The sequence below is a fragment of the Burkholderia diffusa genome, assembly GCF_001718315.1.
Classification (GTDB): domain Bacteria; phylum Pseudomonadota; class Gammaproteobacteria; order Burkholderiales; family Burkholderiaceae; genus Burkholderia; species Burkholderia diffusa_B.
In genome coordinates, this window is sequence record NZ_CP013362.1 from 477,211 (window position 1) to 503,558 (window position 26,348).

Annotated in this window: 17 protein-coding genes, 2 tRNA genes and 3 rRNA genes; 11 read left to right on the forward strand and 11 right to left on the reverse strand. The window is 62.0% G+C overall.

From position 1 onward, the window contains the following. Positions 1-7: 7 nt before the first annotated feature. The 5 genes from trpD to rpe form a co-directional block, all read right to left on the reverse strand. The gene (gene trpD / locus WI26_RS02180) at positions 8-1,039 is read right to left on the reverse strand and encodes an anthranilate phosphoribosyltransferase (RefSeq protein WP_059702638.1); all 1,032 of its coding nucleotides are present in this window, start codon (positions 1,037-1,039) and stop codon (positions 8-10) included. Between the two features lie 13 nt (positions 1,040-1,052). Further along, a complete protein-coding gene (locus tag WI26_RS02185) occupies positions 1,053-1,652 on the reverse strand; it encodes an aminodeoxychorismate/anthranilate synthase component II (protein ID WP_059465291.1) in 600 nt (199 codons plus the stop codon). A 13-nt stretch (positions 1,653-1,665) separates the two neighbouring features. After that, a complete protein-coding gene (gene trpE / locus WI26_RS02190) occupies positions 1,666-3,159 on the reverse strand; it encodes an anthranilate synthase component I (RefSeq protein WP_059449739.1) in 1,494 nt (497 codons plus the stop codon). A gap of 359 nt (positions 3,160-3,518) precedes the next feature. Beyond that, positions 3,519-4,274: a phosphoglycolate phosphatase gene (locus WI26_RS02200; RefSeq protein ID WP_069225081.1), complete on the reverse strand. Its 756-nt coding sequence runs from the start codon at positions 4,272-4,274 to the stop codon at positions 3,519-3,521. Between the two features lie 4 nt (positions 4,275-4,278). After that, the gene (gene rpe / locus WI26_RS02205; protein WP_006482066.1) at positions 4,279-4,965 is read right to left on the reverse strand and encodes a ribulose-phosphate 3-epimerase; all 687 of its coding nucleotides are present in this window, start codon (positions 4,963-4,965) and stop codon (positions 4,279-4,281) included. Positions 4,966-5,142: 177 nt separating this feature from the next. Here rpe and apaG point away from each other — a divergent pair, with 177 nt between their 5' ends. Both apaG and WI26_RS02215 read left to right on the forward strand, forming a co-directional pair. Continuing rightward, positions 5,143-5,517: a Co2+/Mg2+ efflux protein ApaG gene (gene apaG, locus WI26_RS02210; RefSeq protein ID WP_069226332.1), complete on the forward strand. Its 375-nt coding sequence runs from the start codon at positions 5,143-5,145 to the stop codon at positions 5,515-5,517. 79 nt (positions 5,518-5,596) lie between these two features. Further along, the gene (locus WI26_RS02215; protein WP_069226333.1) at positions 5,597-6,829 is read left to right on the forward strand and encodes a murein transglycosylase A; all 1,233 of its coding nucleotides are present in this window, start codon (positions 5,597-5,599) and stop codon (positions 6,827-6,829) included. A 135-nt stretch (positions 6,830-6,964) separates the two neighbouring features. Here the strand turns inward: WI26_RS02215 and paaK are convergent, their stop codons facing one another. The 5 genes from paaK to paaN form a co-directional block, all read right to left on the reverse strand. After that, positions 6,965-8,263 carry a phenylacetate--CoA ligase PaaK gene (gene paaK / locus WI26_RS02220; protein WP_069225082.1) on the reverse strand — a complete coding sequence of 433 codons (1,299 nt, stop codon included), beginning with the start codon at positions 8,261-8,263 and terminating at the stop codon, positions 6,965-6,967. A 38-nt stretch (positions 8,264-8,301) separates the two neighbouring features. Beyond that, the gene (gene paaI, locus WI26_RS02225) at positions 8,302-8,754 is read right to left on the reverse strand and encodes a hydroxyphenylacetyl-CoA thioesterase PaaI (protein WP_069225083.1); all 453 of its coding nucleotides are present in this window, start codon (positions 8,752-8,754) and stop codon (positions 8,302-8,304) included. A 1-nt stretch (position 8,755) separates the two neighbouring features. Then, complete coding sequence (gene paaG, locus WI26_RS02230; RefSeq protein ID WP_069225084.1) at positions 8,756-9,547, reverse strand: 2-(1,2-epoxy-1,2-dihydrophenyl)acetyl-CoA isomerase PaaG; 792 nt, start codon at positions 9,545-9,547, stop codon at positions 8,756-8,758. 45 nt (positions 9,548-9,592) lie between these two features. Next, entirely contained in the window at positions 9,593-10,795 is a 1,203-nt protein-coding gene (gene pcaF, locus WI26_RS02235) for a 3-oxoadipyl-CoA thiolase (protein ID WP_069225085.1), read from the reverse strand. Positions 10,796-10,882: 87 nt separating this feature from the next. Next, the gene (gene paaN, locus WI26_RS02240; RefSeq protein ID WP_069225086.1) at positions 10,883-12,589 is read right to left on the reverse strand and encodes a phenylacetic acid degradation protein PaaN; all 1,707 of its coding nucleotides are present in this window, start codon (positions 12,587-12,589) and stop codon (positions 10,883-10,885) included. A 129-nt stretch (positions 12,590-12,718) separates the two neighbouring features. Here paaN and WI26_RS02245 point away from each other — a divergent pair, with 129 nt between their 5' ends. The 8 genes from WI26_RS02245 (at position 12,719) to WI26_RS02280 (ending at position 23,526) form a co-directional block, all read left to right on the forward strand. Continuing rightward, on the forward strand, positions 12,719-13,495 hold the full coding sequence (locus WI26_RS02245; RefSeq protein WP_059465301.1) for an enoyl-CoA hydratase: 777 nt from the start codon (positions 12,719-12,721) through the stop codon (positions 13,493-13,495). 552 nt (positions 13,496-14,047) lie between these two features. After that, a 16S ribosomal RNA gene (locus tag WI26_RS02250) occupies positions 14,048-15,580 on the forward strand. Between the two features lie 62 nt (positions 15,581-15,642). After that, positions 15,643-15,719, forward strand: a tRNA-Ile gene (locus WI26_RS02255). 38 nt (positions 15,720-15,757) lie between these two features. Beyond that, positions 15,758-15,833 (forward strand) — tRNA-Ala (locus tag WI26_RS02260). A 294-nt stretch (positions 15,834-16,127) separates the two neighbouring features. Then, positions 16,128-19,009: ribosomal RNA gene (locus WI26_RS02265) — 23S ribosomal RNA — on the forward strand. 157 nt (positions 19,010-19,166) lie between these two features. Next, positions 19,167-19,279: ribosomal RNA gene (rrf, locus tag WI26_RS02270) — 5S ribosomal RNA — on the forward strand. The 16S, 23S and 5S rRNA genes sit together here with 2 tRNA genes alongside, the layout of an rRNA operon. A 361-nt stretch (positions 19,280-19,640) precedes the next feature. Then, positions 19,641-21,716 (forward strand): molybdopterin-containing oxidoreductase family protein, encoded by a 2,076-nt coding sequence (locus WI26_RS02275; protein WP_069225087.1) that lies wholly within the window; start codon positions 19,641-19,643, stop codon positions 21,714-21,716. 136 nt (positions 21,717-21,852) lie between these two features. Beyond that, positions 21,853-23,526: a long-chain fatty acid--CoA ligase gene (locus WI26_RS02280; RefSeq protein WP_069225088.1), complete on the forward strand. Its 1,674-nt coding sequence runs from the start codon at positions 21,853-21,855 to the stop codon at positions 23,524-23,526. Positions 23,527-23,903: 377 nt separating this feature from the next. On the opposite strand, the gene WI26_RS02285 is transcribed toward WI26_RS02280, so the two are convergent. Next, the gene (locus WI26_RS02285; protein ID WP_059465304.1) at positions 23,904-25,061 is read right to left on the reverse strand and encodes a porin; all 1,158 of its coding nucleotides are present in this window, start codon (positions 25,059-25,061) and stop codon (positions 23,904-23,906) included. Between the two features lie 277 nt (positions 25,062-25,338). On the opposite strand from WI26_RS02285, the gene coq7 reads away from it, so the two are divergent. Continuing rightward, positions 25,339-25,965, forward strand: a complete 627-nt coding sequence (gene coq7 / locus WI26_RS02290) for a 2-polyprenyl-3-methyl-6-methoxy-1,4-benzoquinone monooxygenase (protein WP_069225089.1) — start codon at positions 25,339-25,341, stop codon at positions 25,963-25,965. Positions 25,966-26,348: the final 383 nt, after the last annotated feature.

The window sequence follows — 26,348 nt, forward strand, 5'->3', positions numbered from 1 at the left end:
AGGGGAGTCAGCGCTTGAACTGCTGCGTGAAGCGCACGAGTTCGTCGACCTTCGCGCGCGCCTTGCCGCTCGCGATCGCTTCGCGGGCGAGCTGGATGCCGTCCGCGATCGATTCGGCGATATTGGCCGCATAGAGCGCGGTGCCCGCGTTCAGCGTGACGATCTCGCGTGCGACACCGGGCTGGTTGTCCAGCGCGCCGAGCAGCATCGTGCGCGATTCCTCGGCATTTTCCACCTTCAGCGTGCGGTTCGACACCATCTGCAGGCCGAAGTCCTCCGGATGGATCTCGTATTCGTGCACCTCGCCGTCGCGCAATTCGCCGACGAGCGTCGCGGCGCCGAGCGAGACTTCGTCCATCCCGTCCTTGCCGTATACGACCAGCACGTGCTGCGCGCCGAGACGCTGCATCACGCGCACCTGGATGCCGACGAGGTCGGGGTGGAACACGCCCATCAGCTGGTTCGGCGCGCCGGCCGGATTGGTCAGCGGGCCGAGGATGTTGAAGATCGTCCGCACGCCGAGCTCGCGGCGCACGGCTGCGATGTTCTTCATCGCCGGATGATGGTTCGGCGCGAACATGAAGCCCATGCCGGTTTCGGCGATCGACGCGGCAACCTGGTCGGGCTGCAGGTCGATGTTCACGCCGAGCGCCTCGAGCACGTCCGCGCTGCCCGACTTGCTCGACACGCCGCGGTTGCCGTGCTTCGCGACCTTCGCGCCGGCCGCCGCCGTGATGAACATCGACGCGGTCGAGATGTTGAACGTGTGTGCGCCGTCACCGCCCGTGCCGACGATGTCGACGAAGTTCGAGTTGTCCTGCACTTCGACGTGGTTCGCGAATTCGCGCATCACGGTCGCGGCGGCGGCGATCTCGCCGATCGTTTCCTTCTTCACGCGCAGCCCGGTGATGATCGCGGCCGCCATCACGGGCGACATGTCGCCGCGCATGATGAGCCGCATCAGGTGCAGCATCTCGTCGTGGAAGATCTCGCGGTGTTCGATCGTGCGTTGCAGCGCTTCCTGCGGGGTAATCGTCATCGTGCGTCTCCCGTCAGGCTGCCGGCGCGGCCGCGCGGGCCGTTGCGCGATGCTGCTTCAGGAAATTCTCGAGCAGCGCATGGCCGTGCTCGGAGAGGATCGATTCCGGGTGAAACTGCACGCCCTCGATCGGCAGCGTCTTGTGACGCACGCCCATGATTTCGCCGTCGTCGGTCCACGCGGACACCTCCAGGCAGTCGGGCAACGATTCGCGTTCGATCGCGAGCGAATGGTAGCGGGTGACGTCGAAATGCTTCGGCAAGTCGGCGAATACGCCGCGGCAGTCGGTTTCGATCCGGCTCACCTTGCCGTGCATGATGGTCTTCGCGCGCACGACGCGGCCGCCGAATGCTTCGCCGATCGCCTGATGGCCGAGGCAGACGCCGAGGATCGGCTTCTTGCCCGCGAATTCGCGCAGCACGTCGAGCGTGATGCCCGCGTGCTGCGGGTTGCTCGGGCCGGGCGACAGGCAGATGGTGTCGGGGTTCAGGCGCGCGATCTCGTCGAGCGTGATTTCATCGTTGCGGTACGTGCGCACGTCCTCGCCCAGTTCGCCGAAGTACTGGACCAGGTTGTAGGTGAACGAGTCGTAGTTGTCGATCATGAGCAGCATGGTCAGTCTCCGGTCAGAAGTCGCTATCGAGGCCGTCCTGGACCTGTTCGGCCGCACGCAGCACCGCGCGCGCCTTGTTCTCGGTCTCTTGCCATTCGGATTCCGGCACCGAGTCCGCGACGACGCCGGCCGCCGCTTGCACGTACAGGTTGCCGTTGTGGATCAGGCCCGTGCGGATCGCGATCGCGAGATCCATCTCGCCCGAGAACGACAGGTAGCCCACCGCGCCGCCGTAGAGCCCGCGCTTGATCGGCTCGAGCTCGTCGATCAGTTCCATCGCACGCACTTTCGGCGCGCCGGACAGCGTGCCGGCCGGGAACGTCGCGCGCAGCACGTCGTAGTTCGTCATGCCGGGCTTCAGCTTGCCTTCGACCGAGCTGACGATGTGCTGCACGTGCGAGTACTTCTCGATCACCATCTTGTCGGTCACCTGCACCGAGCCAATCTCCGCGATGCGGCCGACGTCGTTGCGCGCGAGGTCGATCAGCATCACGTGCTCGGCGATTTCCTTCGGATCGTTCAGCAGTTCGGTCGCGAGTTCAGCGTCGCGCTCGGGCGTGTTGCCGCGCGGACGCGTGCCGGCCAGCGGACGAATCGTGACGATCTGGTCTTCCCCGCGCTTTTCCTGGCGCACGAGGATTTCCGGCGACGCGCCGACCACGTGGAAATCGCCGAAGTTGTAGTAATACATGTACGGCGACGGATTCAGCGAACGCAGCGCGCGATACAGCGACAGCGGATTGTCGCGGTACGGCTTCGTCAGGCGCTGGCCGACCTGGATCTGCATCAGCTCGCCGGCCGCGATGTATTCCTTCGCCTGGCGCACGGCGGCCAGATAGTCTTCCTTCTTGAACTCGCGGAACGTCTCGGTGCGCACGCTCGCCGACGTCACGGGCGGCTGCACGGTCGTGCGCAGGCGCTGCTTCAGTTCGCGCAGCCGCTGCTTAGCCTTCGTATAGGCTTCGGGCTGGGCCGGGTCCGCGTAGATGATCAGGTAGAGCTTGCCGGCGAGGTTGTCGATCACCGCGACTTCCTCGGTGAGCAGCAGCTGGATGTCGGGCAGGCCGAGGTCGTCGCGCGGCGCGGTATTCGCCAGCTTCTTCTCGATGTAGCGCACCGCGTCGTAGCCGAAATAGCCGGCCAGGCCGCCGCAGAAACGCGGCAGGCCCGGACGCTGCGCGACCTTGAAGCGCGCCTGGAACGACTCGATGAATTCGAACGGGTCGCCGTCGTGCGTCTCGACGACCTGGCCGTCGCGCACCACTTCGGACACGCCGTTGCGGGTGCGCACCAGCGTGCGAGCGGGCAGGCCGATGAACGAGTAGCGGCCGAAGCGTTCGCCGCCGACCACCGACTCGAGCAGGAACGAGTTGGCGCCCGCGCGCTCAGGCTGGGCCAGCTTCAGGTAGAGGGACAGCGGCGTTTCGAGGTCGGCGAGCGCTTCCGCGATCAGCGGGATGCGGTTATAGCCTTCGTTCGCCAGCGATTGGAATTCGAGTTCGGTCATGTTCCGGTCCTGTTCGGGGACGAGCGGCGGAGTGCGCCAGGGATCACTTGACGCTGCGCGGGCTGCCGTCGGCGAAAGGGCGGTCGATCGAGAAGTGCCTGTTGCCGGCCGGCATTCCGGGCGTGAACGTCGCGAGCCTGCGGCCGATCCTGAACGCAAGCGTTCGGACGCGGTGGAACTCGAGGTGGTGCGACGATCGGCGCGCGGATGCGCAGCGAGATAAAAAACGGCGCTGAAGACGTGCCTCAGCGTACCTCATCGAAGAGGTTAGCGCGACCAGCGACGCCAGGGCCAGGCTCCCCGGTCGATGCTGCTCAGACTCCGTTTTTTATTCAGAAACATGCGGATGGAAGAAATAATCAGATGGTTGGCCGGCCGGCGTTGTGCGCGGTAATCGCGCGGGCCGCGACCAGCAACGAATCGACTATACCATCCGAATTTATCGTTTGTATAGCTTTGCCGTGGTTGTAGCCGTACGGCACCGTCAGCGTCGCCATCCCCGCCGCGCGGCCGGCCAGCGCGTCGTTTTCCGAGTCGCCGATCGCGACCGCCGCTTCCGGTGCGACGCCGAGCGCGTCGCATGCGGTCAGCATCGGCAGCGGATCGGGCTTCTTGCGCGCGACGCTGTCGCCGCCGAGCACGATGCCGAAGCGATCGATCAGCCCGTATTGCTCGAGCAGCTCGACCGCGAAGCGGTGTGGCTTGTTCGTCACGCACGCGAGCCGGATGCCGGCCGCGCGCAGTGCGTCGAGGCCGGTTGCGACGTCCGGATAGAGGCGCGTGTGCCGGCCGTTGATCTTCGCGTATTCGGTCTGGTAGATCGCGAGCGCGTCGTCGAAGCGCGCGTGTGCCTCGTCGGGCGTGAAGCGCGGCTTCAGCACGCTCTGTATCAGGTGCTCGGAGCCCTTGCCGACGTAGCCGATTACCTCGTCGCGCGACGTGGCCGATGCGCCCAGCCGCGCGAGCATCCCGTTCAGCCCGGCCGTGAAATCGTCAGCCGTGTCGACCATCGTGCCGTCGAGGTCGATCAGCGCCGCGTCGATGCGCGGCGTCGCGAAACGGATCGTACCGTCGGCTTCGGCCGGTGCCAGACCGTCCAGCGAGGATTCGGCCACGGCGTCAGCTCCGCTCGACGGTGGCGAGTGCTGCGCGCATCTCGTCGATCACCTTGCGGTAATCGGGCTTGCCGAAGATCGCCGAGCCCGCGACGAAGGTATCGGCGCCGGCCGCCGCGATTTCCGCGATGTTGTCGGCCTTCACGCCGCCGTCCACCTCGAGCAGGATTTCGCGGCCGGTGCGCTCCGTGTATGCGTCGATGCGGGCGCGCGCTTCGCGCAGCTTGTTCAGCGTTTCCGGAATGAACGACTGGCCGCCGAAGCCCGGGTTCACCGACATCAGCAGCACGAAGTCGAGGCGGTCCATCACGTGATCGAGATAGTTCAGCGGCGTCGCCGGGTTGAACACGAGGCCGGCCTTGCAGCCGTGATCGCGGATCAGCGACAGCGTACGGTCGATGTGGTCCGAGCCTTCCGGGTGGAAGCTGATCAGGTTCGCGCCGGCTTTCGCGAAATCGGGCACGATCCGGTCGACCGGGCGCACCATCAGATGCACGTCGATCGGCACCTGCACGTGCGGGCGGATCGCCTCGCAGACAAGCGGGCCGATCGTGAGGTTCGGCACATAATGGTTGTCCATCACGTCGAAGTGAATCCAGTCGGCGCCGGCGGCGACCACGTTACGGACTTCTTCGCCGAGCCGTGCAAAGTCGGCCGACAGGATGCTGGGAGCGATGCGGAATTGAGTCATGACAGGGGAGCGGGGACGCTGCGGCGCAAAATCGCCATTCTACCGTCCGGCGACCCGGTGCGCGGCGACGGGCCGTGCGGTTGCGGCCCGATTCCGAATAGAATGCCGAACCAGTGCGGCGCGCCCGCGGCCCGGCCGCTCGAGTCGGCGCGGGCGGTTACCTATAGCGGAAACACCATGAGTCAGTATCAGTTCACCGTTGCGGTGAAAACCAGCTACTTGCCGGAACAATCCGACCCCGATCGGCGTCAATACGCATTCGCGTACACGCTGACCATCCGCAATACCGGGCAGGTCGCGGCGCAGTTGATCGCGCGCCACTGGATCATTACGGACAGCGAAAACCACGTGCAGGAAGTGAAGGGGCTCGGCGTCGTCGGGCACCAGCCGCTGCTGCAGCCGGGCGAACAGTTCGAATACACGAGCTGGGCCGTGATCGCGACGCCGGTCGGCACGATGCGCGGCGCGTACTTCTGCGTCGCGGAGGACGGCGAGCGGTTCGACGCGCCCGTCGACGAGTTCGCGCTGCACATGCCGCGCACGCTGCATTGAGCGTGCGCGGCCCGGTCAGCGCGGCTGGCGGTCGTTGCCGCGGGCGTGCTTCTTCCTGCCCGACGACGTCCACACGACGATGAAGACAAGCAGGGCAAGCGCTACGAAAGCCTCGAGCGCGAAGATGAGCATCGGATATTGGTCGAGAAAATCTGACATGGCGGTTTCCATCAAGAACGGACATTGTATGTGGTTTGGGCCCCGGGCGGCCGGCTGGGTCGCGGCGGCCGCGACGGCAGCGCTGCTTGCCGCGTGCGGCGGCGCGCCGACGCGGACGTCGGCGCTCAAGCCGCCGACCGGCGCGGCGATCGTGCCGGGACAGGTTGCCGCGAAGCGGCTCACGCCGGTCGCGTGGCAGCAGGTGCCGGGGTGGCAGGACGATTCGCTGATCGGCGCGACGGCCGCGCTGCGGCAGAACTGCGTGCGGCTCGCGCGCCAGCCGGCGTGGCAGCGCGCCTGCGCTGCCGCCGACCGCCTCGACGAGCTCGACGTCGGCAGCGCGCGCGCATTCTTCGAAACGTATTTCACACCGTTTCAACTGGCGAACACCGATGGCACGCTCGACGGGCTCGTGACCGGTTATTACGAGCCGCTGCTGCACGGCTCGCGCGTGCGTCGTGGTCCTTACCAATACGCGCTGTATCGCTGGCCGGCTGGTTATCGCGCCGGTGCTGCGCTGCCCGCTCGCGCGCTGCTCGAGCGGGCCGGCATCCTGAACGGCAACGAGCTCGTGTGGGTCGATGATCCGATCGAGGCGTTCTTCCTGCAGGTACAGGGCTCGGGGCGCGTGCTCCTCGACGACGGTTCGGTGATGCGGGTCGGCTTCGGCGGTACCAATAACCAGCCGTATCGCTCGATCGGCAAGTGGCTGCTCGATCGCGGCGAACTGACGCCCGCGCAGGCGACGATGCAGGGCATCAAGGCTTGGGCGAAGGCGAACCCGACTCGCGTGGATGCGTTGCTCGACACGAATCCGCGATTCGTTTTCTTCCGCGACATGCCGACGAAGGAAGATGCGCCGCACGGCGGCGCGGACGGCCCGATCGGCGCACTCGGCGTGCCGCTTACGGCGGAGCGCTCGATCGCGGTCGATCCATCGTCGATCCCGCTCGGCACGCCCGTGTTCCTGCAGACCACGCGTCCGCTGACGAATACGCCGATGAACCGGCTCGTGTTCGCACAGGACACGGGTTCCGCGATCAAGGGCGGCGTGCGGGCCGACTATTTCTGGGGGTTGGGCGACGATGCCGGTGACCTGGCCGGACGGATGAAGCAGATTGGCCGGATGTGGCTGCTGTTCCCGAATTCGTGACGTGCAATGGCGCCGGTATTCACGTCTGACCGGCGCTCGAAATGAAGCAGCCCGACCGGTGTTGTTGGCCGGTCGGGCTGTTTTTTTTGATGCGCGCGGTTGCTGTTGCTCGCGGCGGTCAGGCAATGGCGGGTATCAACCCTTGCGCTTGTCGATCACGCGACGCGCCTTGCCGACCGAGCGTTCGATTCCGTTCACGGGCAACACGTTGATGACAGCCGTCACGCCGATCAATGACTTGATGTCGTGCGCGAGCGCCTGTCCGGCTGCATGGATCGCCGCCGTGTCGGGGGCCGTTTCGGGACACGGCTCGACGTTGAGCGTCAGCACGTCGAGCGGGCCTTCCTTCGTCAGCACGATCTGATAATGCGGCGCGAGCGCGCGTTGTTTCAGCAACTGTTCCTCGATCTGCGTCGGGAAGACGTTGACGCCACGCACGATCATCATGTCGTCCGAACGCCCGGTGATCTTTTCCATCCGGCGCATCGTGCGGGCGGTGCCGGGCAGCAGACGCGTGAGGTCCCGTGTCCGGTAGCGGATGATCGGCAGCGCTTCCTTCGTCAGCGACGTGAAAACCAGTTCGCCGAGTTCGCCGTCCGGCAACACTTCGCCGGTGTCGGGGTCGATGATTTCCGGATAGAAGTGATCTTCCCAGATCGTCGGGCCATCCTTAGTCTCGACACATTCCGATGCGACGCCGGGTCCCATTACTTCGGACAGCCCATAGATATCGACCGCATCGATGCCCATTCGCTGCTCGATGGCCATGCGCATGTCGTTGGTCCACGGCTCCGCGCCGAAGATGCCGATGCGCAGCGAACTTTGTGCGGGATCGAGGCCCTGGCGCTCGAACTCGTCGGCGATCGACAGCATGTAGCTCGGCGTCACCATGATGATGTCGGGCCGGAAGTCCTGGATCAGCTGCACCTGCTTTTCGGTCTGGCCACCGCCGAACGGAATCACGGTCAGCCCCGCGCGCTCGGCGCCGTAGTGTGCGCCGAGCCCGCCGGTAAACAGCCCGTATCCGTAACTGACGTGAACCTTGTCGCCACGCCGTGCACCGGCCGCGCGGATCGAGCGCGCGACGAGATTGGCCCAAGTGTCGATGTCGCGCGCCGTATAGCCGACGACGGTCGGTTTACCGGTCGTGCCCGACGACGCGTGAATGCGCGAGACTTGGTCCTGCGGCACCGCGAACATCCCGAACGGATAGCTGTCGCGCAGGTCGCTCTTGGTCGTGAACGGGAAGCGCGAAAGATCCGTGAGCGTCTTCAGGTCGTCGGGATGCACGCCCGCTTCGTCGAATTTGCTGCGATAGACGGGGGAGTGGTCATACGCATGCCGGAGCGACCACTTCAGGCGCTCGAGCTGCAGTGCCGTCAGCTCGTCGCGCGAGGCGGTCTCGATCGGCTCGAGCGGTAGCGGGGTAGTCATGCCTGTCTCCAGTGATTGTTATGAGCGAGCCGTGGACGTCAATGTTCTTCCGGCAGCACCGTGCCCTTGATCTGGGCCGATTTGCCCCGAAACATTGCGACCGTTTCGCCTGTCTGGTTCGTGACGCGGACGTCGTAGATGCCGTGCCGGCCGCTGCGCGTCTGCTCGATCGCTTCGGCCGTCAGCAGGTCGTTACCGTAGACGGGACGCAGGTATTCGATCGAGCAGCCGGCCGCAACGGTATTCAGGTTGTACGAGTTGCACGCGAACGCGAACGTCGAATCGGCGAGCGTGAAAATGATGCCGCCGTGGCAGGTCCGATGTCCATTCAGGAACTCCGGCCGTACGCGCATTTGCAGGCGTGCGTAGCCGGCCCGCACTTCGGCAATTTCCATGCCGAACGCGCGGCTGCAGGCGTCCGCGTCGTACATGGCCCGTGCCGTCGCACGGGCGAGCGCATTGGGGTCGAGCATGTCGTTGGAGGCGGTCATGTCAACGCCCCTCGAAGCGAGGTGCACGCTTCTCGATGAACGCCTTCACGCCTTCCGCGTAGTCGTATGACTGGCCGAGCTTGCGCTGCAGGTCGCGCTCGAGGTCGAGTTGCTGGTCGAGCGTGTTCGTGACGCTGTCGCGCATCGACTGCTTGATCGAAGCGATCGCGAGCGTCGGTTGCTGCGCGAGCTGATTGGCGAGCTGACGGGCCGACGCGACGAGCGCATCGTCGTCGACCGCGCGCCAGATCAAGCCCCATTGTTCGGCCTGTTCGGCGCCGAGCTTGTCGCCGGTCAGGGCGAGCCCCAGCGCGCGTGCCATGCCGACGCGTTGCGGCAGGAACCACGTTCCACCCGAATCGGGCACGAGTCCGATCTTGACGAAGGCCTGGATGAAGCTGCTCGAGCGTGCGGCGAAGACGAGGTCGCAGGCGAGTGCGAGATTCGCGCCGGCGCCGGCCGCCGTGCCGTTGACGGCTGCGATCACCGGGACCGGCATGCGTTGCAGCCGACGGATCAGCGGATTGAAATGCTCGTCGATCAGCGTGCCGAGGTCGGTGGACGCGCCCGGCGTGAAGTCGAGGTCGGCCAGGTCCTGGCCTGCGCAAAAGCCGCGCCCCGCACCGGTCAGGATCAGCGCACGTGCGCCGGCCGTCTCGACTTCATCGAGCGCGGACTGCAGTTCGCGGTGCATCGCTCGCGTGAAGCTGTTCAGCTTGTCCGGACGGTTGAGGGTGATCGTGGCCACCCGGGCAGTCTGATCGATATCCAGCTGGATCGCCTCATATGACATGCAGTGTCTCCTTCATGACTTCGTTATAGGCGCGCGGCGCGTCGGTTACACGCGCTCGATGGCGATCGCGATGCCTTGGCCGACGCCGATGCACATCGTACAGAGCGCGAAGCGGCCGCCCGTACGCTCGAGTTGGTGCAGCGCCGTGGTCACGAGCCGCGCGCCCGATGCGCCCAGCGGGTGACCGAGCGCGATCGCGCCGCCGTTCGGGTTCACGCGACGATCGTCGTCGGCGACACCGAGCATGCGCAACACCGCGAGACCCTGCGAGGCGAACGCTTCGTTCAGCTCGATCACGTCGAACTGGTCGATCGTCATGCCGAGCTGGCGCAACAGTTTTTGCGTGGCCGGCGCCGGGCCGATTCCCATCACGCGCGGCGCGACGCCGGCGGTCGCCATGCCGACTACGCGTGCGCGGCGGCGCAGCCCGTATTGGTCGGCTGCTTCTGCATTGGCGAGCAGCAGCGCGCATGCGCCATCGTTGACGCCCGACGCGTTGCCGGCCGTCACCGACCCGTCCGGGCGCACGACGCCCTTCAGCTTCGCAAGCGCTTCGAAAGACGTTTCTCGCGGATGCTCGTCACGCGATACGACGAGCGCCTCGCCTTTCTTCTGTGGAATCGTCACCGGGACGATTTCCTCGGCGAGCGTACCGTCCTGCTGCGCACGCGCGGCTTTCTGCTGGCTGCGCAGCGCGAACAGATCCTGGTCGGCACGGCTGATGTTGTAGTCGTCCGCGACGTTCTCGGCCGTCTCCGGCATCGAATCGACGCCGTATTGCTGTTTCATCAGCGGATTGATGAAGCGCCAACCGATTGTCGTGTCGAAAATGGCAGCTTGGCGCGCGAATGCGCTGGTGGCCTTGCCCATCACGAACGGCGCGCGCGTCATGCTCTCGACGCCGCCCGCGATCATCAAGCGCGCCTCGCCCGCCTTGATCGCGCGCGCGGCGGTGCCGACGGCGTCCATGCCAGAGCCGCACAGTCGATTCAGCGTCGTGCCCGGCACGACTGTCGGCAGGCCCGCGAGCAGCGCGGACATGCGCGCGACATTGCGGTTGTCCTCGCCTGCCTGGTTCGCGCAACCGTAGATGACGTCGTCGATCGCCGACCAGTCGACGTTGCGGTTGCGCTCGATCAGCGCCTTGAGCGGCACTGCGCCGAGATCGTCGGCACGAACGTCTTTCAGGGCGCCGCCGTAGCGGCCGATGGGGGTGCGAATCGCGTCGCAGATGTAGGCGTCGGTCATGGGGGTGTCGATGTGCAACGAACCCGCCGGTTGGCGGATTCGTTCATGGTAGAGAACGTGACGGCGTTTGCACGTCGGCCATTCGGGTTATGCCGTTTGGCCGGCTTCCACAGGTACTGCCTTCGGCGCAGCATGGACACGGCTTTGCACTACGCAGAACCGGTTGGCGACGAACGCCGGATCGGCAAGCGCCGCGTTGGCGGCCGGGTTCGCGCCGGTGCCGTGGAAGTCGGAGAATGCAGCCGACTGGTTGACGAACACGCCACCGGTCAGGTTGATCGACAGCGCCACGCCGCCACGCACCGCCGCGCCGTGCGCAGCGTCGAGTACCTTGTCGTCGGTGCTGTAGACGGAGAGCGTCAGCGCACCATGTTCAGCGGCGATCTCGCCGGCGAGATCGAGCGACTGCGAGGTCGAGTCGGTCGCGATCACGAACGAGATCGGGCCGAACCACTCCTGCGTGAATTTTGCGCGGTCGGCCACGTCGAGCTGCAGCACGAGCGGCGTGCGCACGCGAGCATTGGCGAACGTCGGATGCTGGAGCGTCTGGCTGTCGGCGAGTACGCGACCGAGCTTGCGGGCATCGTCGACACGCGCGGCCACGCCGTCGTTCTGGATTGCCCCGATCAGTTCGACCGAGCGAGCCGGGTCGCCGGTCAGTTTCTGCACGGAAACGGCGATCGCCTGCGCGACTTCGTCGAAGCTTGCATGGCCGTCCGCCGTCCGGATGCCGTCGCGCGGCACGTAGATGTTCTGCGGTGCCGTGCACATCTGGCCGGAGTACAGCGCCAGCGAGAACGCGATGTTCTTGGCTGCGGCCTTCAGGTCGTCGGTCGAGTCGATCACGATCTGGTTGACGCCTGCCTTTTCGGTATACACCTGTGCCTGATGGGCATGGCGTTCGAGCCACGTGCCGTTTTGCGTGCTGCCCGTGAAGTCGATCAGCTTGATTTCAGGGCGCAGCGCGAGGTCTTGCACGAGGGCGCCGTCGTTCGGTTCGGTCGCGAGGAGCGTAACGACGTTCGGATCGAAGCCGGCTTCGCGCAGCACGTCGCGGGCGATGCGGACCGTGATCGCGAGCGGCAGGATTGCGCCCGGGTGGGGTTTGACGATCACCGTGTTGCCGGTCGCGAGGTCGGCGAACAGGCCGGGGTAGCCGTTCCAGGTCGGGAACGTGCAGCAACCGAGCACGAGGCCGGTGCCGCGCGGAACGATCGTATAGCGCTTGTGCATCGCGAGCGGCGGGTTCTTGCCTTGCGGCTTCTCCCAGTGTGCATCGGCAGGGATGCGACGCAACTCGTCCCACGCGTAGGCGACCGCTTCGAGCGCGCGATCTTGCGCGTGCGGGCCCCCGGCCTGGAACGCCATCATGAACGCCTGGCCCGTAGTGTGCATCACGCTGTAGGCAATCTCGAAGCTCGCGCGATTCAGCCGTGCGAGGATTTCGAGACTGACGCCGATCCAGGCGCTCGGGCCGGCTTCGCGCCACGCACGCTGGGCAGCGGCGGCCGCGGCAATCAGTTCGTCGGGCGTCGATTTCGGATATCGGATGCCCAGCGCGATCCCGTACGGCGACTGCTCCGCGCCGACGGTTCCGCCGGACGCCGGCTGGTCGAGCACGAACGTGTTACCGAGGTGTGCCTTGAACGCCGCTTCGCCATCGGCGTTCGCGCTTTCCCCGTACACTTTGGGACTCGGCATTTCCGCGAACGGGCTCCAGTACCCGCGGCTCTCGATGGCGGCGAGGGCTTGTTTCAGCGTGTCTTCGTGCTTCGTGAACAGTGCATGGGTCATGACGGCGGCCTGGTGGACATAGGGAAGGGGTGGGTCGATTAATTAACCGACCGGTTGGTCGGAGAATGGTAGCATCAAACTATTCGCATGTGCGAGGCGTTTCTCATTTCATTGATCGAGGAGAAATTGATGTCTTACGAGAACATCCTGGTGGAGACCCGGGGGCGAGTCGGGCTGATCACGCTGAACCGTCCGAAAGCGCTGAATGCATTGAACGATGCGCTGATGGATGAGTTGGGCGCTGCGCTGAAAGCGTTCGACGCGAACGACGAGATCGGCGCGATCGTCGTGACGGGGAGCGAGAAGGCGTTCGCGGCCGGGGCCGATATCGGCATGATGGCGACCTATTCCTATATGGATGTTTATCGCGGCGACTACATCACCCGTAACTGGGAGACCATCCGCGAGATTCGCAAGCCGATCATTGCTGCCGTGGCGGGCTTTGCGCTTGGCGGTGGTTGCGAGCTCGCGATGATGTGCGACATCATCTTCGCGGCGGATACGGCCAAGTTCGGCCAGCCCGAGATCAAGCTGGGCGTGATGCCGGGCGCGGGCGGCACGCAGCGTCTGCCGCGCGCGGTGTCCAAGGCGAAGGCGATGGACATGTGCCTGACGGCGCGTTTCATGGACGCGGCCGAGGCGGAACGGGCGGGGCTTGTGTCGCGCGTGCTGCCGGCCGACAAACTGCTTGACGAGGCGATTGCCGCTGCGACGACGATTGCCGAGTTTTCACTTCCGGCGGTCATGATGGTGAAGGAGTCGGTGAATCGCGCGTACGAGACGACGCTGGCCGAGGGTGTTCATTTCGAGCGTCGACTGTTCCATTCGCTGTTTGCGACCGAAGATCAGAAGGAAGGGATGGCGGCATTCGTCGAGAAGCGGAAGCCGGTATTCAAGAACCGCTGATTTGGCGGCAACTGAGCGACGGGTGTCGGTCGTTGGTAGATCGCCCGGTGCAGTAGACCCGAAGCCCCGTGCGCGGCAGCGCACGGGGGCTTTTTCAAAATATTTTCACAAAGGGGTTGCGGAGACGGGGGCGGGTGCATAGAATCACGCCTCTTTCGCGCTAACGGCAACGCGGCGCGAGGGAAGAAGGGAAGCGGTGCGGTTGGGTTGGCTGTAGAGAGCCCCGGCGCACACGAAGTTGAACCCCGGTTGTCGCAACGAAGCAGTTAAAAAGTTGTTGACGAACCGAAAAAGACGGTTCATAATCTCGCTTCTCTGCTGCTGAAAACGCAGCGCTGCTGAGAAACTTCAGGTTTCTCGCAGAAATGCTCTTTAAAAATTAACAGCCGATAAGTGTGGGCGCTTGATGGCCGCGAGCTGATCTTCGGATCAGATAGCGAAAGTATCAAGAGTCTCACACTAAAGTAAGTCAGGTTTATGAAGTGATTCATATACCTGTCAGCTTTGAGTGAGCGACCGGTTCTTAACCGAACCGAAAACAGTAACAGGTTTAAACTGAAGAGTTTGATCCTGGCTCAGATTGAACGCTGGCGGCATGCCTTACACATGCAAGTCGAACGGCAGCACGGGTGCTTGCACCTGGTGGCGAGTGGCGAACGGGTGAGTAATACATCGGAACATGTCCTGTAGTGGGGGATAGCCCGGCGAAAGCCGGATTAATACCGCATACGATCTACGGATGAAAGCGGGGGACCTTCGGGCCTCGCGCTATAGGGTTGGCCGATGGCTGATTAGCTAGTTGGTGGGGTAAAGGCCTACCAAGGCGACGATCAGTAGCTGGTCTGAGAGGACGACCAGCCACACTGGGACTGAGACACGGCCCAGACTCCTACGGGAGGCAGCAGTGGGGAATTTTGGACAATGGGCGAAAGCCTGATCCAGCAATGCCGCGTGTGTGAAGAAGGCCTTCGGGTTGTAAAGCACTTTTGTCCGGAAAGAAATCCTTGGTCCTAATATGGCCGGGGGATGACGGTACCGGAAGAATAAGCACCGGCTAACTACGTGCCAGCAGCCGCGGTAATACGTAGGGTGCAAGCGTTAATCGGAATTACTGGGCGTAAAGCGTGCGCAGGCGGTTTGCTAAGACCGATGTGAAATCCCCGGGCTCAACCTGGGAACTGCATTGGTGACTGGCAGGCTAGAGTATGGCAGAGGGGGGTAGAATTCCACGTGTAGCAGTGAAATGCGTAGAGATGTGGAGGAATACCGATGGCGAAGGCAGCCCCCTGGGCCAATACTGACGCTCATGCACGAAAGCGTGGGGAGCAAACAGGATTAGATACCCTGGTAGTCCACGCCCTAAACGATGTCAACTAGTTGTTGGGGATTCATTTCCTTAGTAACGTAGCTAACGCGTGAAGTTGACCGCCTGGGGAGTACGGTCGCAAGATTAAAACTCAAAGGAATTGACGGGGACCCGCACAAGCGGTGGATGATGTGGATTAATTCGATGCAACGCGAAAAACCTTACCTACCCTTGACATGGTCGGAATCCTGCTGAGAGGCGGGAGTGCTCGAAAGAGAACCGGCGCACAGGTGCTGCATGGCTGTCGTCAGCTCGTGTCGTGAGATGTTGGGTTAAGTCCCGCAACGAGCGCAACCCTTGTCCTTAGTTGCTACGCAAGAGCACTCTAAGGAGACTGCCGGTGACAAACCGGAGGAAGGTGGGGATGACGTCAAGTCCTCATGGCCCTTATGGGTAGGGCTTCACACGTCATACAATGGTCGGAACAGAGGGTTGCCAACCCGCGAGGGGGAGCTAATCCCAGAAAACCGATCGTAGTCCGGATTGCACTCTGCAACTCGAGTGCATGAAGCTGGAATCGCTAGTAATCGCGGATCAGCATGCCGCGGTGAATACGTTCCCGGGTCTTGTACACACCGCCCGTCACACCATGGGAGTGGGTTTTACCAGAAGTGGCTAGTCTAACCGCAAGGAGGACGGTCACCACGGTAGGATTCATGACTGGGGTGAAGTCGTAACAAGGTAGCCGTATCGGAAGGTGCGGCTGGATCACCTCCTTTCCAGAGCTTCTCGCAAAGTTGAGCGCTCACGCTTATCGGCTGTAATTTAAAGACAGACTCAGGGGTCTGTAGCTCAGTCGGTTAGAGCACCGTCTTGATAAGGCGGGGGTCGTTGGTTCGAATCCAACCAGACCCACCATTGTCTGGCGGTAGAACACCTGAGGCATCTGTACTCATGGGGGCATAGCTCAGCTGGGAGAGCACCTGCTTTGCAAGCAGGGGGTCGTCGGTTCGATCCCGTCTGCCTCCACCAATCACCAACGCTAAGGGCTTGGTTCAGACACTGAACCGAGAATTTTGCATTGGCGATTGAGCCAGTCAGAGTGATATGAGTAACACCATATCGGCTGTCGTTCTTTAACAATCTGGAAGAAGTAAGTAATTTGGATAGCGGAAGCGTCTTTGAGATGGACGTGGAAACTATCCGGGTTGTGATTGTATCGATGTATCTCAAGATGATTCGAACTTCATGTTCGGCTCAATTGGAATACGGCACAACGCGAGAACTCAACCTGTAACGACTGTCGATGAGACAGACTCGTTATAGGGTCAAGCGAACAAGTGCATGTGGTGGATGCCTTGGCGATCACAGGCGATGAAGGACGCGGTAGCCTGCGAAAAGCTACGGGGAGCTGGCAAACAAGCTTTGATCCGTAGATGTCCGAATGGGGAAACCCACTCCTTTTGGAGTATCCATGGCTGAATACATAGGCCATGTGAAGCGAACGCGGTGAACTGAAACATCTAAGTAACCGCAGGAAAAGAAATCAACCGAGATTCCCAAAGTAGTGGCGAGCGAAATGGGATGAGCCTTGCACTCTTTATTTGTATTGTTAGCCGAACGCTCTGGAAAGTGCGGCCATAGCAGGTGATAGCCCTGTAGGCGAAAACAGTATGAAAGAACTAGGTGTGCGACAAGTAGGGCGGGACACGTGAAATCCTGTCTGAAGATGGGGGGACCATCCTCCAAGGCTAAATACTCGTGATCGACCGATAGTGAACCAGTACCGTGAGGGAAAGGCGAAAAGAACCCCGGGAGGGGAGTGAAATAGATCCTGAAACCGCATGCATACAAACAGTCGGAGCCTCGTAAGGGGTGACGGCGTACCTTTTGTATAATGGGTCAGCGACTTACGTTCAGTAGCAAGCTTAACCGTATAGGGCAGGCGTAGCGAAAGCGAGTCCGAATAGGGCGTTCAGTTGCTGGGCGTAGACCCGAAACCAGGTGATCTATCCATGGCCAGGATGAAGGTGCGGTAACACGTACTGGAGGTCCGAACCCACTAACGTTGAAAAGTTAGGGGATGAGCTGTGGATAGGGGTGAAAGGCTAAACAAACCTGGAAATAGCTGGTTCTCTCCGAAAACTATTTAGGTAGTGCCTCGTGTCTCACCTTCGGGGGTAGAGCACTGTCATGGTTGGGGGGTCTATTGCAGATTACCCCGCCATAGCAAACTCCGAATACCGAAGAGTGCAATCACGGGAGACAGACATCGGGTGCTAACGTCCGGTGTCAAGAGGGAAACAACCCAGACCGCCAGCTAAGGTCCCCAAATATAGCTAAGTGGGAAACGAAGTGGGAAGGCTAAAACAGTCAGGAGGTTGGCTTAGAAGCAGCCACCCTTTAAAGAAAGCGTAATAGCTCACTGATCGAGTCGTCCTGCGCGGAAGATGTAACGGGGCTAAGCTATATACCGAAGCTGCGGATGCGTGCTTAGCACGCATGGTAGGAGAGCGTTCCGTAAGCCTGCGAAGGTGCCTTGTAAAGGGTGCTGGAGGTATCGGAAGTGCGAATGCTGACATGAGTAGCGATAAAGGGGGTGAAAGGCCCCCTCGCCGTAAGCCCAAGGTTTCCTACGCAACGTTCATCGGCGTAGGGTGAGTCGGCCCCTAAGGCGAGGCAGAAATGCGTAGCTGATGGGAAGCAGGTCAATATTCCTGCACCATTGTTAGATGCGATGGGGGGACGGATCGCGGAAGGTTGTCCGGGTGTTGGAAGTCCCGGTCGCTGCATTGGAGAAGGCGCTTAGGCAAATCCGGGCGCGTAATTCAAGGGTGTGGCGCGAGCTCCCTCGGGAGCGAAGCAATTGGAAGTGGTTCCAAGAAAAGCCTCTAAGCTTCAGTCTAACGATGACCGTACCGCAAACCGACACAGGTGGGCGAGATGAGTATTCTAAGGCGCTTGAGAGAACTCGGGAGAAGGAACTCGGCAAATTGGTACCGTAACTTCGGGATAAGGTACGCCCTTGTAGCTTGACTGGCCTGCGCCAGGAGGGTGAAGGGGTTGCAATAAACTGGTGGCTGCGACTGTTTAATAAAAACACAGCACTCTGCAAACACGAAAGTGGACGTATAGGGTGTGACGCCTGCCCGGTGCCGGAAGATTAAATGATGGGGTGCAAGCTCTTGATTGAAGTCCCGGTAAACGGCGGCCGTAACTATAACGGTCCTAAGGTAGCGAAATTCCTTGTCGGGTAAGTTCCGACCTGCACGAATGGCGTAACGATGGCCACACTGTCTCCTCCCGAGACTCAGCGAAGTTGAAGTGTTTGTGATGATGCAATCTACCCGCGGCTAGACGGAAAGACCCCATGAACCTTTACTGTAGCTTTGCATTGGACTTTGAACCGATCTGTGTAGGATAGGTGGGAGGCTATGAAACCGGAACGCTAGTTTCGGTGGAGCCGTCCTTGAAATACCACCCTGGTTTGTTTGAGGTTCTAACCTTGGCCCGTGATCCGGGTCGGGGACAGTGCATGGTAGGCAGTTTGACTGGGGCGGTCTCCTCCCAAAGCGTAACGGAGGAGTACGAAGGTACGCTAGGTACGGTCGGAAATCGTGCTGATAGTGCAATGGCATAAGCGTGCTTAACTGCGAGACCGACAAGTCGAGCAGGTGCGAAAGCAGGTCATAGTGATCCGGTGGTTCTGTATGGAAGGGCCATCGCTCAACGGATAAAAGGTACTCTGGGGATAACAGGCTGATACCGCCCAAGAGTTCATATCGACGGCGGTGTTTGGCACCTCGATGTCGGCTCATCTCATCCTGGGGCTGTAGCCGGTCCCAAGGGTATGGCTGTTCGCCATTTAAAGAGGTACGTGAGCTGGGTTTAAAACGTCGTGAGACAGTTTGGTCCCTATCTGCCGTGGGCGTTGGATATTTGAAGGGGGCTGCTCCTAGTACGAGAGGACCGGAGTGGACGAACCTCTGGTGTACCGGTTGTCACGCCAGTGGCATCGCCGGGTAGCTATGTTCGGAAGAGATAACCGCTGAAAGCATCTAAGCGGGAAACTCGCCTTAAGATGAGATATCCCTGGGGACTAGATCCCCTTGAAGGGTCGTTCGAGACCAGGACGTTGATAGGTCGGGTGTGTAAGCGCAGTAATGCGTTCAGCTAACCGATACTAATTGCCCGTAAGGCTTGATCCTATAACAAGTCTGCCTTGTAGATCGGCGCCGTGCGACAGCACCGGCCGCCAGATCCAGAGCGACAAGTTGGATTCTCGTGTGTGATACACACAACTCAAAATTACTGCTTCTTCCAAGATTGGTTCTGTTGGCCACGCCAGCAGGACAACCCTCTTTGCCTGATGACCATAGCGAGTCGGTCCCACCCCTTCCCATCCCGAACAGGACCGTGAAACGACTCTACGCCGATGATAGTGCGGATTCCCGTGTGAAAGTAGGTAATCGTCAGGCTCCCTAAGCCAGAAACCCCCGCCCAAACAGGCGGGGGTTTTTGCATTTGGGCGGCGGAAGGCGCGCGTGCAGGCAGTCGAACCTGTCCGTTCGTTGCTCGAGCACCGTAACTCGGTCCCCCCTTTCCATCATCCCGAACCTATCTCCAGATTATTCGCTGCAATCTCCGAGCGCGGAGACGACTTGGGCCGCCTCGGCGACGGATCGTCGCATCGGCAATTCGGGACGGATTCGGCGTCAATATTTTTCATCTTCCATTCCTGTTTTTCGCCGAATAGGCGGGAAATTCGTTTGAAATGACGCGTTACTCGGCCCATCCACGTAAAATTTGCGAATCTCCACCCCAGTCGCATCCAGAACGATGAACGCCGTCACTCAGATAGCTCGGGCTGTTTGCCCGCACGATTGTCCGGATACATGCGCGATGCGCGTGACTGTCGAAAACGGCCGAGCCATCAAGGTTACGGGCGATCCGGACCATCCGCCTACGCAGGGCGTGTTGTGTACGAAAGTCAGCCGGTATGCCGAGCGCGTTCATCATCCTGACAGGCTCACCGTGCCCCTCAAGCGCATCGGCGCAAAGGGGGAAGGGCGCTTCGAGCCGATCAACTGGAGCGACGCACTTGATGAGATCGGTCGTCGTCTCGGGGAAATCGCAGCGCGCGCGCCTGAGGCGATCGTGCCGTACAGCTACGCGGGAACGATGGGACTCGTGCAGGGCGAAGGCATTGCGCAGCGGTTCTTCCATAAACTCGGTGCGTCCAGGCTTGAGCGAACCATCTGCGCCGCGGCCGGTGCGGCAGGGCTGCGCTATACGTATGGCGGTAGCGTCGGCATGCATCTGGAGCATTTCGAAGAGAGCGAGCTGATCCTGATCTGGGGCGCCAATCCGATCGCGTCCAGCCTGCATTTCTGGACCCGAGCGCAGGAAGCCAAGCGTCGAGGCGCCCGTCTGGTCGCAATCGATCCCTACCGCTCGCTGACGGCGGAAAAGTGCCATCAGCACATCGCGTTGAAACCGGGTACCGACGGCGCGTTCGCGCTCGGCATGATGCATGTGCTGATTACCGAAGATCTGCTCGATCACGACTATATCGCGCGTCATACGCTCGGCTTCGATGCACTCAAGGCGCGAGCCCAGTCCTATCCACCGGAGCGTGTCGCGCAAATCTGCGGCGTCGAAGTGTCGGAGCTGATCGAACTCGCACGCCATTACGGCGCGACCCGCAAGGCATCGATTCGCCTCAATTACGGTATGCAGCGCGTGCGCGGCGGCGGCAATGCCGTGCGCGCGATTGCGAGCCTGCCTGCGCTGACAGGCGCGTGGCGAGACCGGGCTGGCGGGCTGCTGCTCTCGTCGTCGGAATCCGCACCGGTCAATCAGTCCGCGTTGCTGCGCCCGGATCTGATGCCCGGCTGGCCTAACAAACTACCGCGCATCATCAACATGAATGCGATTGGCGATGCGCTGCTGCATCCAGGCGACGCAACCTTCGGGCCGAAGGTCGAAGCGGTGATCGTCTACAACTCGAATCCGGTAGCGGTCGCGCCCGACTCGTCGAAAGTCGCCGCCGGGTTCGCGCGCGAAGATCTGTTCACGGTCGTTCTCGAGCACTTCAAGACAGATACGGCCGATTTCGCCGACATTGTGCTGCCGGCCACGACGCAACTCGAGCATCTCGACGTCCACAAGTCGTACGGCCACACCTATGTGATGGCGAATCTCCCGGCGATTCCGCCAGTCCGCGACGCACGGCCGAACACGGAAATCTTTCGCGGCATCGCTCGCAGCATGGGGCTGGACGAGCCCGCGCTTTATCACAGCGACGAGGAGGTCGCGCAGGTGGCGCTCCGTTGGGACGATCCGGCGCTCGACAGCGATTGGGAGACGTTGAAGCGTGCCGGGTGGCTGAAGCTCAAGGTGGCGGACGCGCCGTTCGCGAATGGCGGCTTCCGCACACCGTCCGGCAAATGTGAGTTCTACAGTGCGCGGCTCGAGCAGATGGGCATGGACCCGGTGCCCGATTACCTGCCGCCGTTCGAATCGGCGGAGGCCGCGCCTGAACTCGCCGCTCGCTATCCGCTGGCGATGATTTCCCCGCCGGCCCGTCATTTCCTCAACAGCACGTTCGTGAACGTTGACAGCCTGCGCAGTACGGAAGGCCAGCCGCACCTCGACATACACCCGACCGACGCCGACGCGCGCGGCATTGGGGAGGGCGACATCGTGCGCATCTTCAACGACCGTGGATCGATGCAGGCGGTCGCGAGAGTGACCGATCGCGCGCGGGTGGGGCTCGTCGTCGGACTGTCGATATGGTGGAAGAAATTGTCGGCGGATGGGCGTAACGCAAACGAGGTGACGAGTCAGGCGCTGACCGATCTCGGTAATTCGGCGACTTTTTACGATTGTCTCGTGGAAGTTGAGCGAATTTGACCGAACTTCGAAGTATCATCAGATGATTTGATTCGAAAGTTCGAAGTGGGCATCTAACCCGGTTGTCTCGGGATGGACGAGCCGCTACGATGCGTTTTAGCACGACCATTCGAAAATCAGTGAGGAGACGCGCAGTATGAACAAAATTTGGCTGAAATCGTACCCACCCGGCGTTCCAGCCGAAATTGACGCGTCCCCGTATCCTTCGATTCCGGATCTCCTCGACGAAAGCTTCAAGCAGTACCGCGACCGCAACGCGTTCGTCTGCATGGGCAAGAGCATCACGTACGGCGAACTCGATGCGCTGTCGCGCCAGTTCGGCGCGTGGCTGCAGTCGCGCGGCCTGAAGCGCGGCGCGCGCGTCGCGCTCATGATGCCGAACGTGCTGCAGTACCCGGTGGCGATCGTCGCGGTGCTCCGCGCGGGCTTCACCGTCGTCAACGTCAACCCGCTCTATACGCCGCGCGAGCTCGAACATCAGCTGAAGGACAGCGGGGCGGAGGCGATCGTCATCCTCGAGAATTTCGCGTCGACGCTGCAGGCCGTCATCGCCAATACTGCGGTCAAGCATGTCGTGGTCGCGTCGATGGGCGATCTGCTGGGCATCAAGGGCTGGCTCGTCAATTATGTCGTGCGCAACGTGAAGAAGATGGTGCCGGCGTGGCAGCTTCCGTCGTTCACGCGCTTCAAGGCCGCGCTGTCGGAAGGCGCGCGGCAGACCTTCAAGCCGCAGCAGCTCGGCCCCGACGACGTCGCGTTCCTCCAGTACACGGGCGGTACGACGGGTGTCGCGAAGGGCGCGACGCTGCTGCACCGGAACATTGTGTCAAACGTGTTGCAGGCCGGCGCATGGCACCATCCCGCGCACGAGAAGTACCCTGAGGTGAAACAGTTCGTGACGGTCGTCGCGCTGCCGCTCTATCACGTGTTCGCGTTGACGGTGTGCGGTTTCCTGACGATGCGCACGGGCGGCATGGGCATCCTGATCCCGAATCCGCGCGACATCGGCGGCATGATCAAGGAGTTGAAGGGTTATCAGATCTCGACGATTCCGGCCGTCAACACGCTGTACAACGCACTGCTGAACCATCCTGACTTCAACCAGCTCGACCTGTCGAAGCTCGTGATCGCCAACGGCGGCGGCATGGCGATCCAGGAAGGCGTCGCGAAACGCTGGTACGAGAAGACCCATACGGCGATCGTCGAGGGTTACGGTCTGTCGGAGACCTCGCCGGTCGCGACCTGCAATCCGGTGACCGCGACCGAATACAGCGGGACGATCGGCCTGCCGCTGCCGTCGACCGAAGTGGCCATCCGTGATGACGCCGGCAACGACGTCGCGCTCGGCGAGCCGGGCGAGATCTGCATCCGCGGGCCGCAGGTCATGGCCGGCTACTGGAATCGTCCGGAGGAAACCGCGAAGGTCATGTTCCCGGACGGTTTCTTCAAGACCGGCGACGTTGGCGTGATGGACGCGCGCGGGTATGTGAAGATCGTCGACCGGAAGAAGGACATGATCCTGGTATCCGGTTTCAACGTGTATCCGAACGAGGTCGAGGACGTGGTGGCATCCCACCCGGGCGTGTTCGAAGTGGCGGCGGTCGGCGTGCCGGACGAGCACTCGGGCGAAGCCGTGAAGCTGTTCGTCGTGAAGAAGGATCCGGCGCTCACCGACAAGGACATCCTCGCGTACTGCAAGGAGCGTCTCACTGGTTACAAACGGCCGAAACTCGTCGAGTTCCGCACGGAGCTGCCGAAGACGAACGTAGGCAAGATCCTGCGGCGCGAATTGCGCGACGGACGCGCGTAACACTGAAGCCAAACCAACCAGCCCGGCCTGTGCCGGGCTTTTTCATTCATGGTGCTGCATCAAGGTTGCCGCGCCGTCGTGGTTCGACGGTCGCAAGAACGGCACGCGTTCCACCGGGATGCGCCCTGGCTGACGGAGCAGCTCGATCGGCCCGCCGACGGCTGCCGCAACCCGCGACTCACATGGTGCGGTACCTCGGTGCATGCCGCATACCGGCAGTGGCAGCATTCACGTCGATGGCACGCCGCGCAAGGTTCACTGCCGCGAACGGGCTGTCCGGCGATTGTCCCGCTCCACTACCCACCGCTCCGCAGCCGCAAATAGAAAAAGGCGCCCGAAGGCGCCTTCAATATGCTGCGGCTTGTCAGGCAAGCTGATTAGAACTTGTGACGGATGCCGACGCGCGCTGCAACCTGGTTGCTGGTGCTCGACGGGTCGAGGCCGTTGATCGACGCATGTGCCTGAACGACGTTGCCTGCCGAGTCGAGCGTGTTGCCCGATGCATGCTGGTACACGCCGATCACGTAGACGTCCGTGCGCTTCGACAGGAAGTAGTCGACGCCCAGCGAGCCCTGGTGATACTTGGCCGCCGAGTTGCCGTCGATCTTGCTGCCTTGCGTGTAGTCATACGCCGCGCCGACGATCAGCGCCGGGGTCAGCTGATACTTGAAGTTGATTTCGCCGTTGTTGAACGTCGCGGTCTGGTTCACGAACGGACCGACCGAGAAGCCCTTGAACTTCGTGTTCGAGTACGTCGCACCGATCGTTGCTGCGCCGAACGTGTACGCACCGCCTGCACCGATGACCTGGTACGTGTTCGCGCTGTTCGCATACGCGCCGTAGACCGGCGACGACACGGCAGTCGCCGCAGCCGACGCGCCGGTATTGAACATGCCGCCGAAGTTCGCCGGCGTGCGTGCGTTCAAGTAGCCGACACCCAACACCAGCGGACCGTTGTTGTAACCGGCGCCGAGCGACCAGACCTGGTTCTTCGAGAACTGGCCGGCTTGACCGCCGAAGCTGTACAGGCCGCCGAACGAGAAGCCGCCGTAGGTCGGGCTCGTGTACTTGACCGCGTTGTTCACGCGGTATGCGTTGTTGAAGTTGTCGAGGTCGCCCGGGTGAGCCGCGATGTAGCCGCCCCACTGGTCGCCTGCCTCGAGCGGGCCGACGAAGTCGACGACGGAGTCGTATTGGCGACCCAGCGTGACCGTACCGTACTGGCTCGACAGGCCGACGTAAGCCTGGCGGCCAAACATCAGGCCGCCCTGGCCCAGCTTGCCGGAGTTCACGTCGAAACCGTTCTCGAGCACGAAGATCGCCTTCAGGCCGCTGCCCAGATCTTCGGTGCCGCGCAGGCCGAAGCGGCTACCTTGCATCACGCCGCTTGCCAGGCCGTACAGGTGGCCGCCCTTGGCGTTGTTGTTGAAGATGAGGCCTTCATCGATGATGCCGTAAAGCGTCACGCTGCTTTGCGCATGAGCTGCGCCAGCGAACGCGCCCAGCGCGACGAGCGCGAGAAGCGACTTTTTCATTAACGGATCTCCAAGAATCACTGAATTTTTTTGGCGGGGCGGATAGTTATGTTGTGTTGACGCGCCCCATCAACTTCGCAAGAAGTCGCACGTAATGTAGCAAAGCCGTTTTTTCCGACAAAGCGAAATGCCGTGGCGCAAGGTTGCCATGTTTCCTTTATGCAACAATGGTTAAAATCACGGGTTAACCGCAATTTCCGCTGAATAATCAAGTCGGTTACGCAGTGGAGCACGTGCCCTTGCCGCCCGCGGCAGCACACGCAGCCAGGAGAACAGGATGGTGTTGGATGAACTGATCAGCGAATTCGATCGCGGCCTGCGATCGCTGACCGGCATTAGCCGGATGAGCCGGCCGGTGCCCGCGCCGGCGGAGCCACCGGCCGGCGAACTGACGCCCGCCGAGCGCACGCATGCCGCCGGACTGATGCGCGTGAACCACGTCGGCGAGGTGTGCGCGCAGGCGCTTTATCAGGCGCAGAAGCTGACCGCGCGCTCGTCGTCGTCGAAGGCGATGTTCGAGGAGGCTGCGCGCGAGGAGGAGGATCATCTCGCGTGGACTGCGCATCGGCTGAAGGAACTCGATTCGCGCCCGAGTCTGCTCAACCCGCTGTGGTACGCTGGCGCGCTTGCGATCGGCGTCGTCGCCGGCACGCTGGGCGACAAGGTCAGCCTCGGCTTCATGGCGGAGACGGAGCGCCAGGTCGAGAGTCATCTCGATGGGCACCTGTCCGAGCTGCCGGCGACCGATACGGCGTCACGTGCGATCGTCGAGCAGATGCGCGTCGACGAGGTGAAGCACGGCAAGGCCGCGACCGATGCCGGCGGAATCGAGCTGCCGCTGCCCGCACGGATGCTGATGCGCGCCGCATCGAAAGTCATGACGAGCACTGCGTACTATCTCTGACATTCGGGCCGGGGCGGCGCGCGACGCCGTCCCGGTCCGCCGTCCACGATACCGCCCGTTTTTTCCGCGTTTTCCCGCCCCCGAAGCCCCTTCCGCACGCCAGTCTGGCCCGTCTTTCTCACGTATCACCTTCACAAGTTGCACTAGCTCATTCATTTATAACGGTTTTTGGTATGAGGGGTCGCATGAGCATGCGCGCGTAAGTCCTTGTTCTAACTAACAAAATTCGTCAAAAATCCGGGCCGCTCCCTTGACCGTGCCAAACCCTTCCACTAAAGTGGGAGACAGTGTGAGAAAGTGTATTTTTGTGTGATTTGGCGGGCTATTCCGGCTAAATTCTTGAGCATTGAGCGGGTGCTTCGGTGCCCTGAACGGGAGAGCGG

Bases quoted from the DNA above. Each gene is read 5' to 3' on its own strand.
- trpD (WP_059702638.1), bottom strand. From the start codon at position 1,039: ATGACGATTACCCCGCAGGAAGCGCTGCAACGCACGATCGAACACCGC.
- pcaF (WP_069225085.1), bottom strand. From the start codon at position 10,795: ATGACCGACGCCTACATCTGCGACGCGATTCGCACCCCCATCGGCCGC.
- WI26_RS02275 (WP_069225087.1), top strand. From the start codon at position 19,641: ATGAACGCCGTCACTCAGATAGCTCGGGCTGTTTGCCCGCACGATTGT.
- coq7 (WP_069225089.1), top strand. From the start codon at position 25,339: ATGGTGTTGGATGAACTGATCAGCGAATTCGATCGCGGCCTGCGATCG.
- rpe (WP_006482066.1), bottom strand. From the start codon at position 4,965: ATGACTCAATTCCGCATCGCTCCCAGCATCCTGTCGGCCGACTTTGCA.
- paaI (WP_069225083.1), bottom strand. From the start codon at position 8,754: ATGACCGCCTCCAACGACATGCTCGACCCCAATGCGCTCGCCCGTGCG.
- WI26_RS02185 (WP_059465291.1), bottom strand. From the start codon at position 1,652: ATGCTGCTCATGATCGACAACTACGACTCGTTCACCTACAACCTGGTC.
- trpE (WP_059449739.1), bottom strand. From the start codon at position 3,159: ATGACCGAACTCGAATTCCAATCGCTGGCGAACGAAGGCTATAACCGC.
- paaG (WP_069225084.1), bottom strand. From the start codon at position 9,547: ATGTCATATGAGGCGATCCAGCTGGATATCGATCAGACTGCCCGGGTG.
- WI26_RS02280 (WP_069225088.1), top strand. From the start codon at position 21,853: ATGAACAAAATTTGGCTGAAATCGTACCCACCCGGCGTTCCAGCCGAA.
- WI26_RS02245 (WP_059465301.1), top strand. From the start codon at position 12,719: ATGTCTTACGAGAACATCCTGGTGGAGACCCGGGGGCGAGTCGGGCTG.
- apaG (WP_069226332.1), top strand. From the start codon at position 5,143: ATGAGTCAGTATCAGTTCACCGTTGCGGTGAAAACCAGCTACTTGCCG.
- WI26_RS02285 (WP_059465304.1), bottom strand. From the start codon at position 25,061: ATGAAAAAGTCGCTTCTCGCGCTCGTCGCGCTGGGCGCGTTCGCTGGC.
- paaN (WP_069225086.1), bottom strand. From the start codon at position 12,589: ATGACCCATGCACTGTTCACGAAGCACGAAGACACGCTGAAACAAGCC.
- WI26_RS02215 (WP_069226333.1), top strand. From the start codon at position 5,597: ATGAAGACAAGCAGGGCAAGCGCTACGAAAGCCTCGAGCGCGAAGATG.
- paaK (WP_069225082.1), bottom strand. From the start codon at position 8,263: ATGACTACCCCGCTACCGCTCGAGCCGATCGAGACCGCCTCGCGCGAC.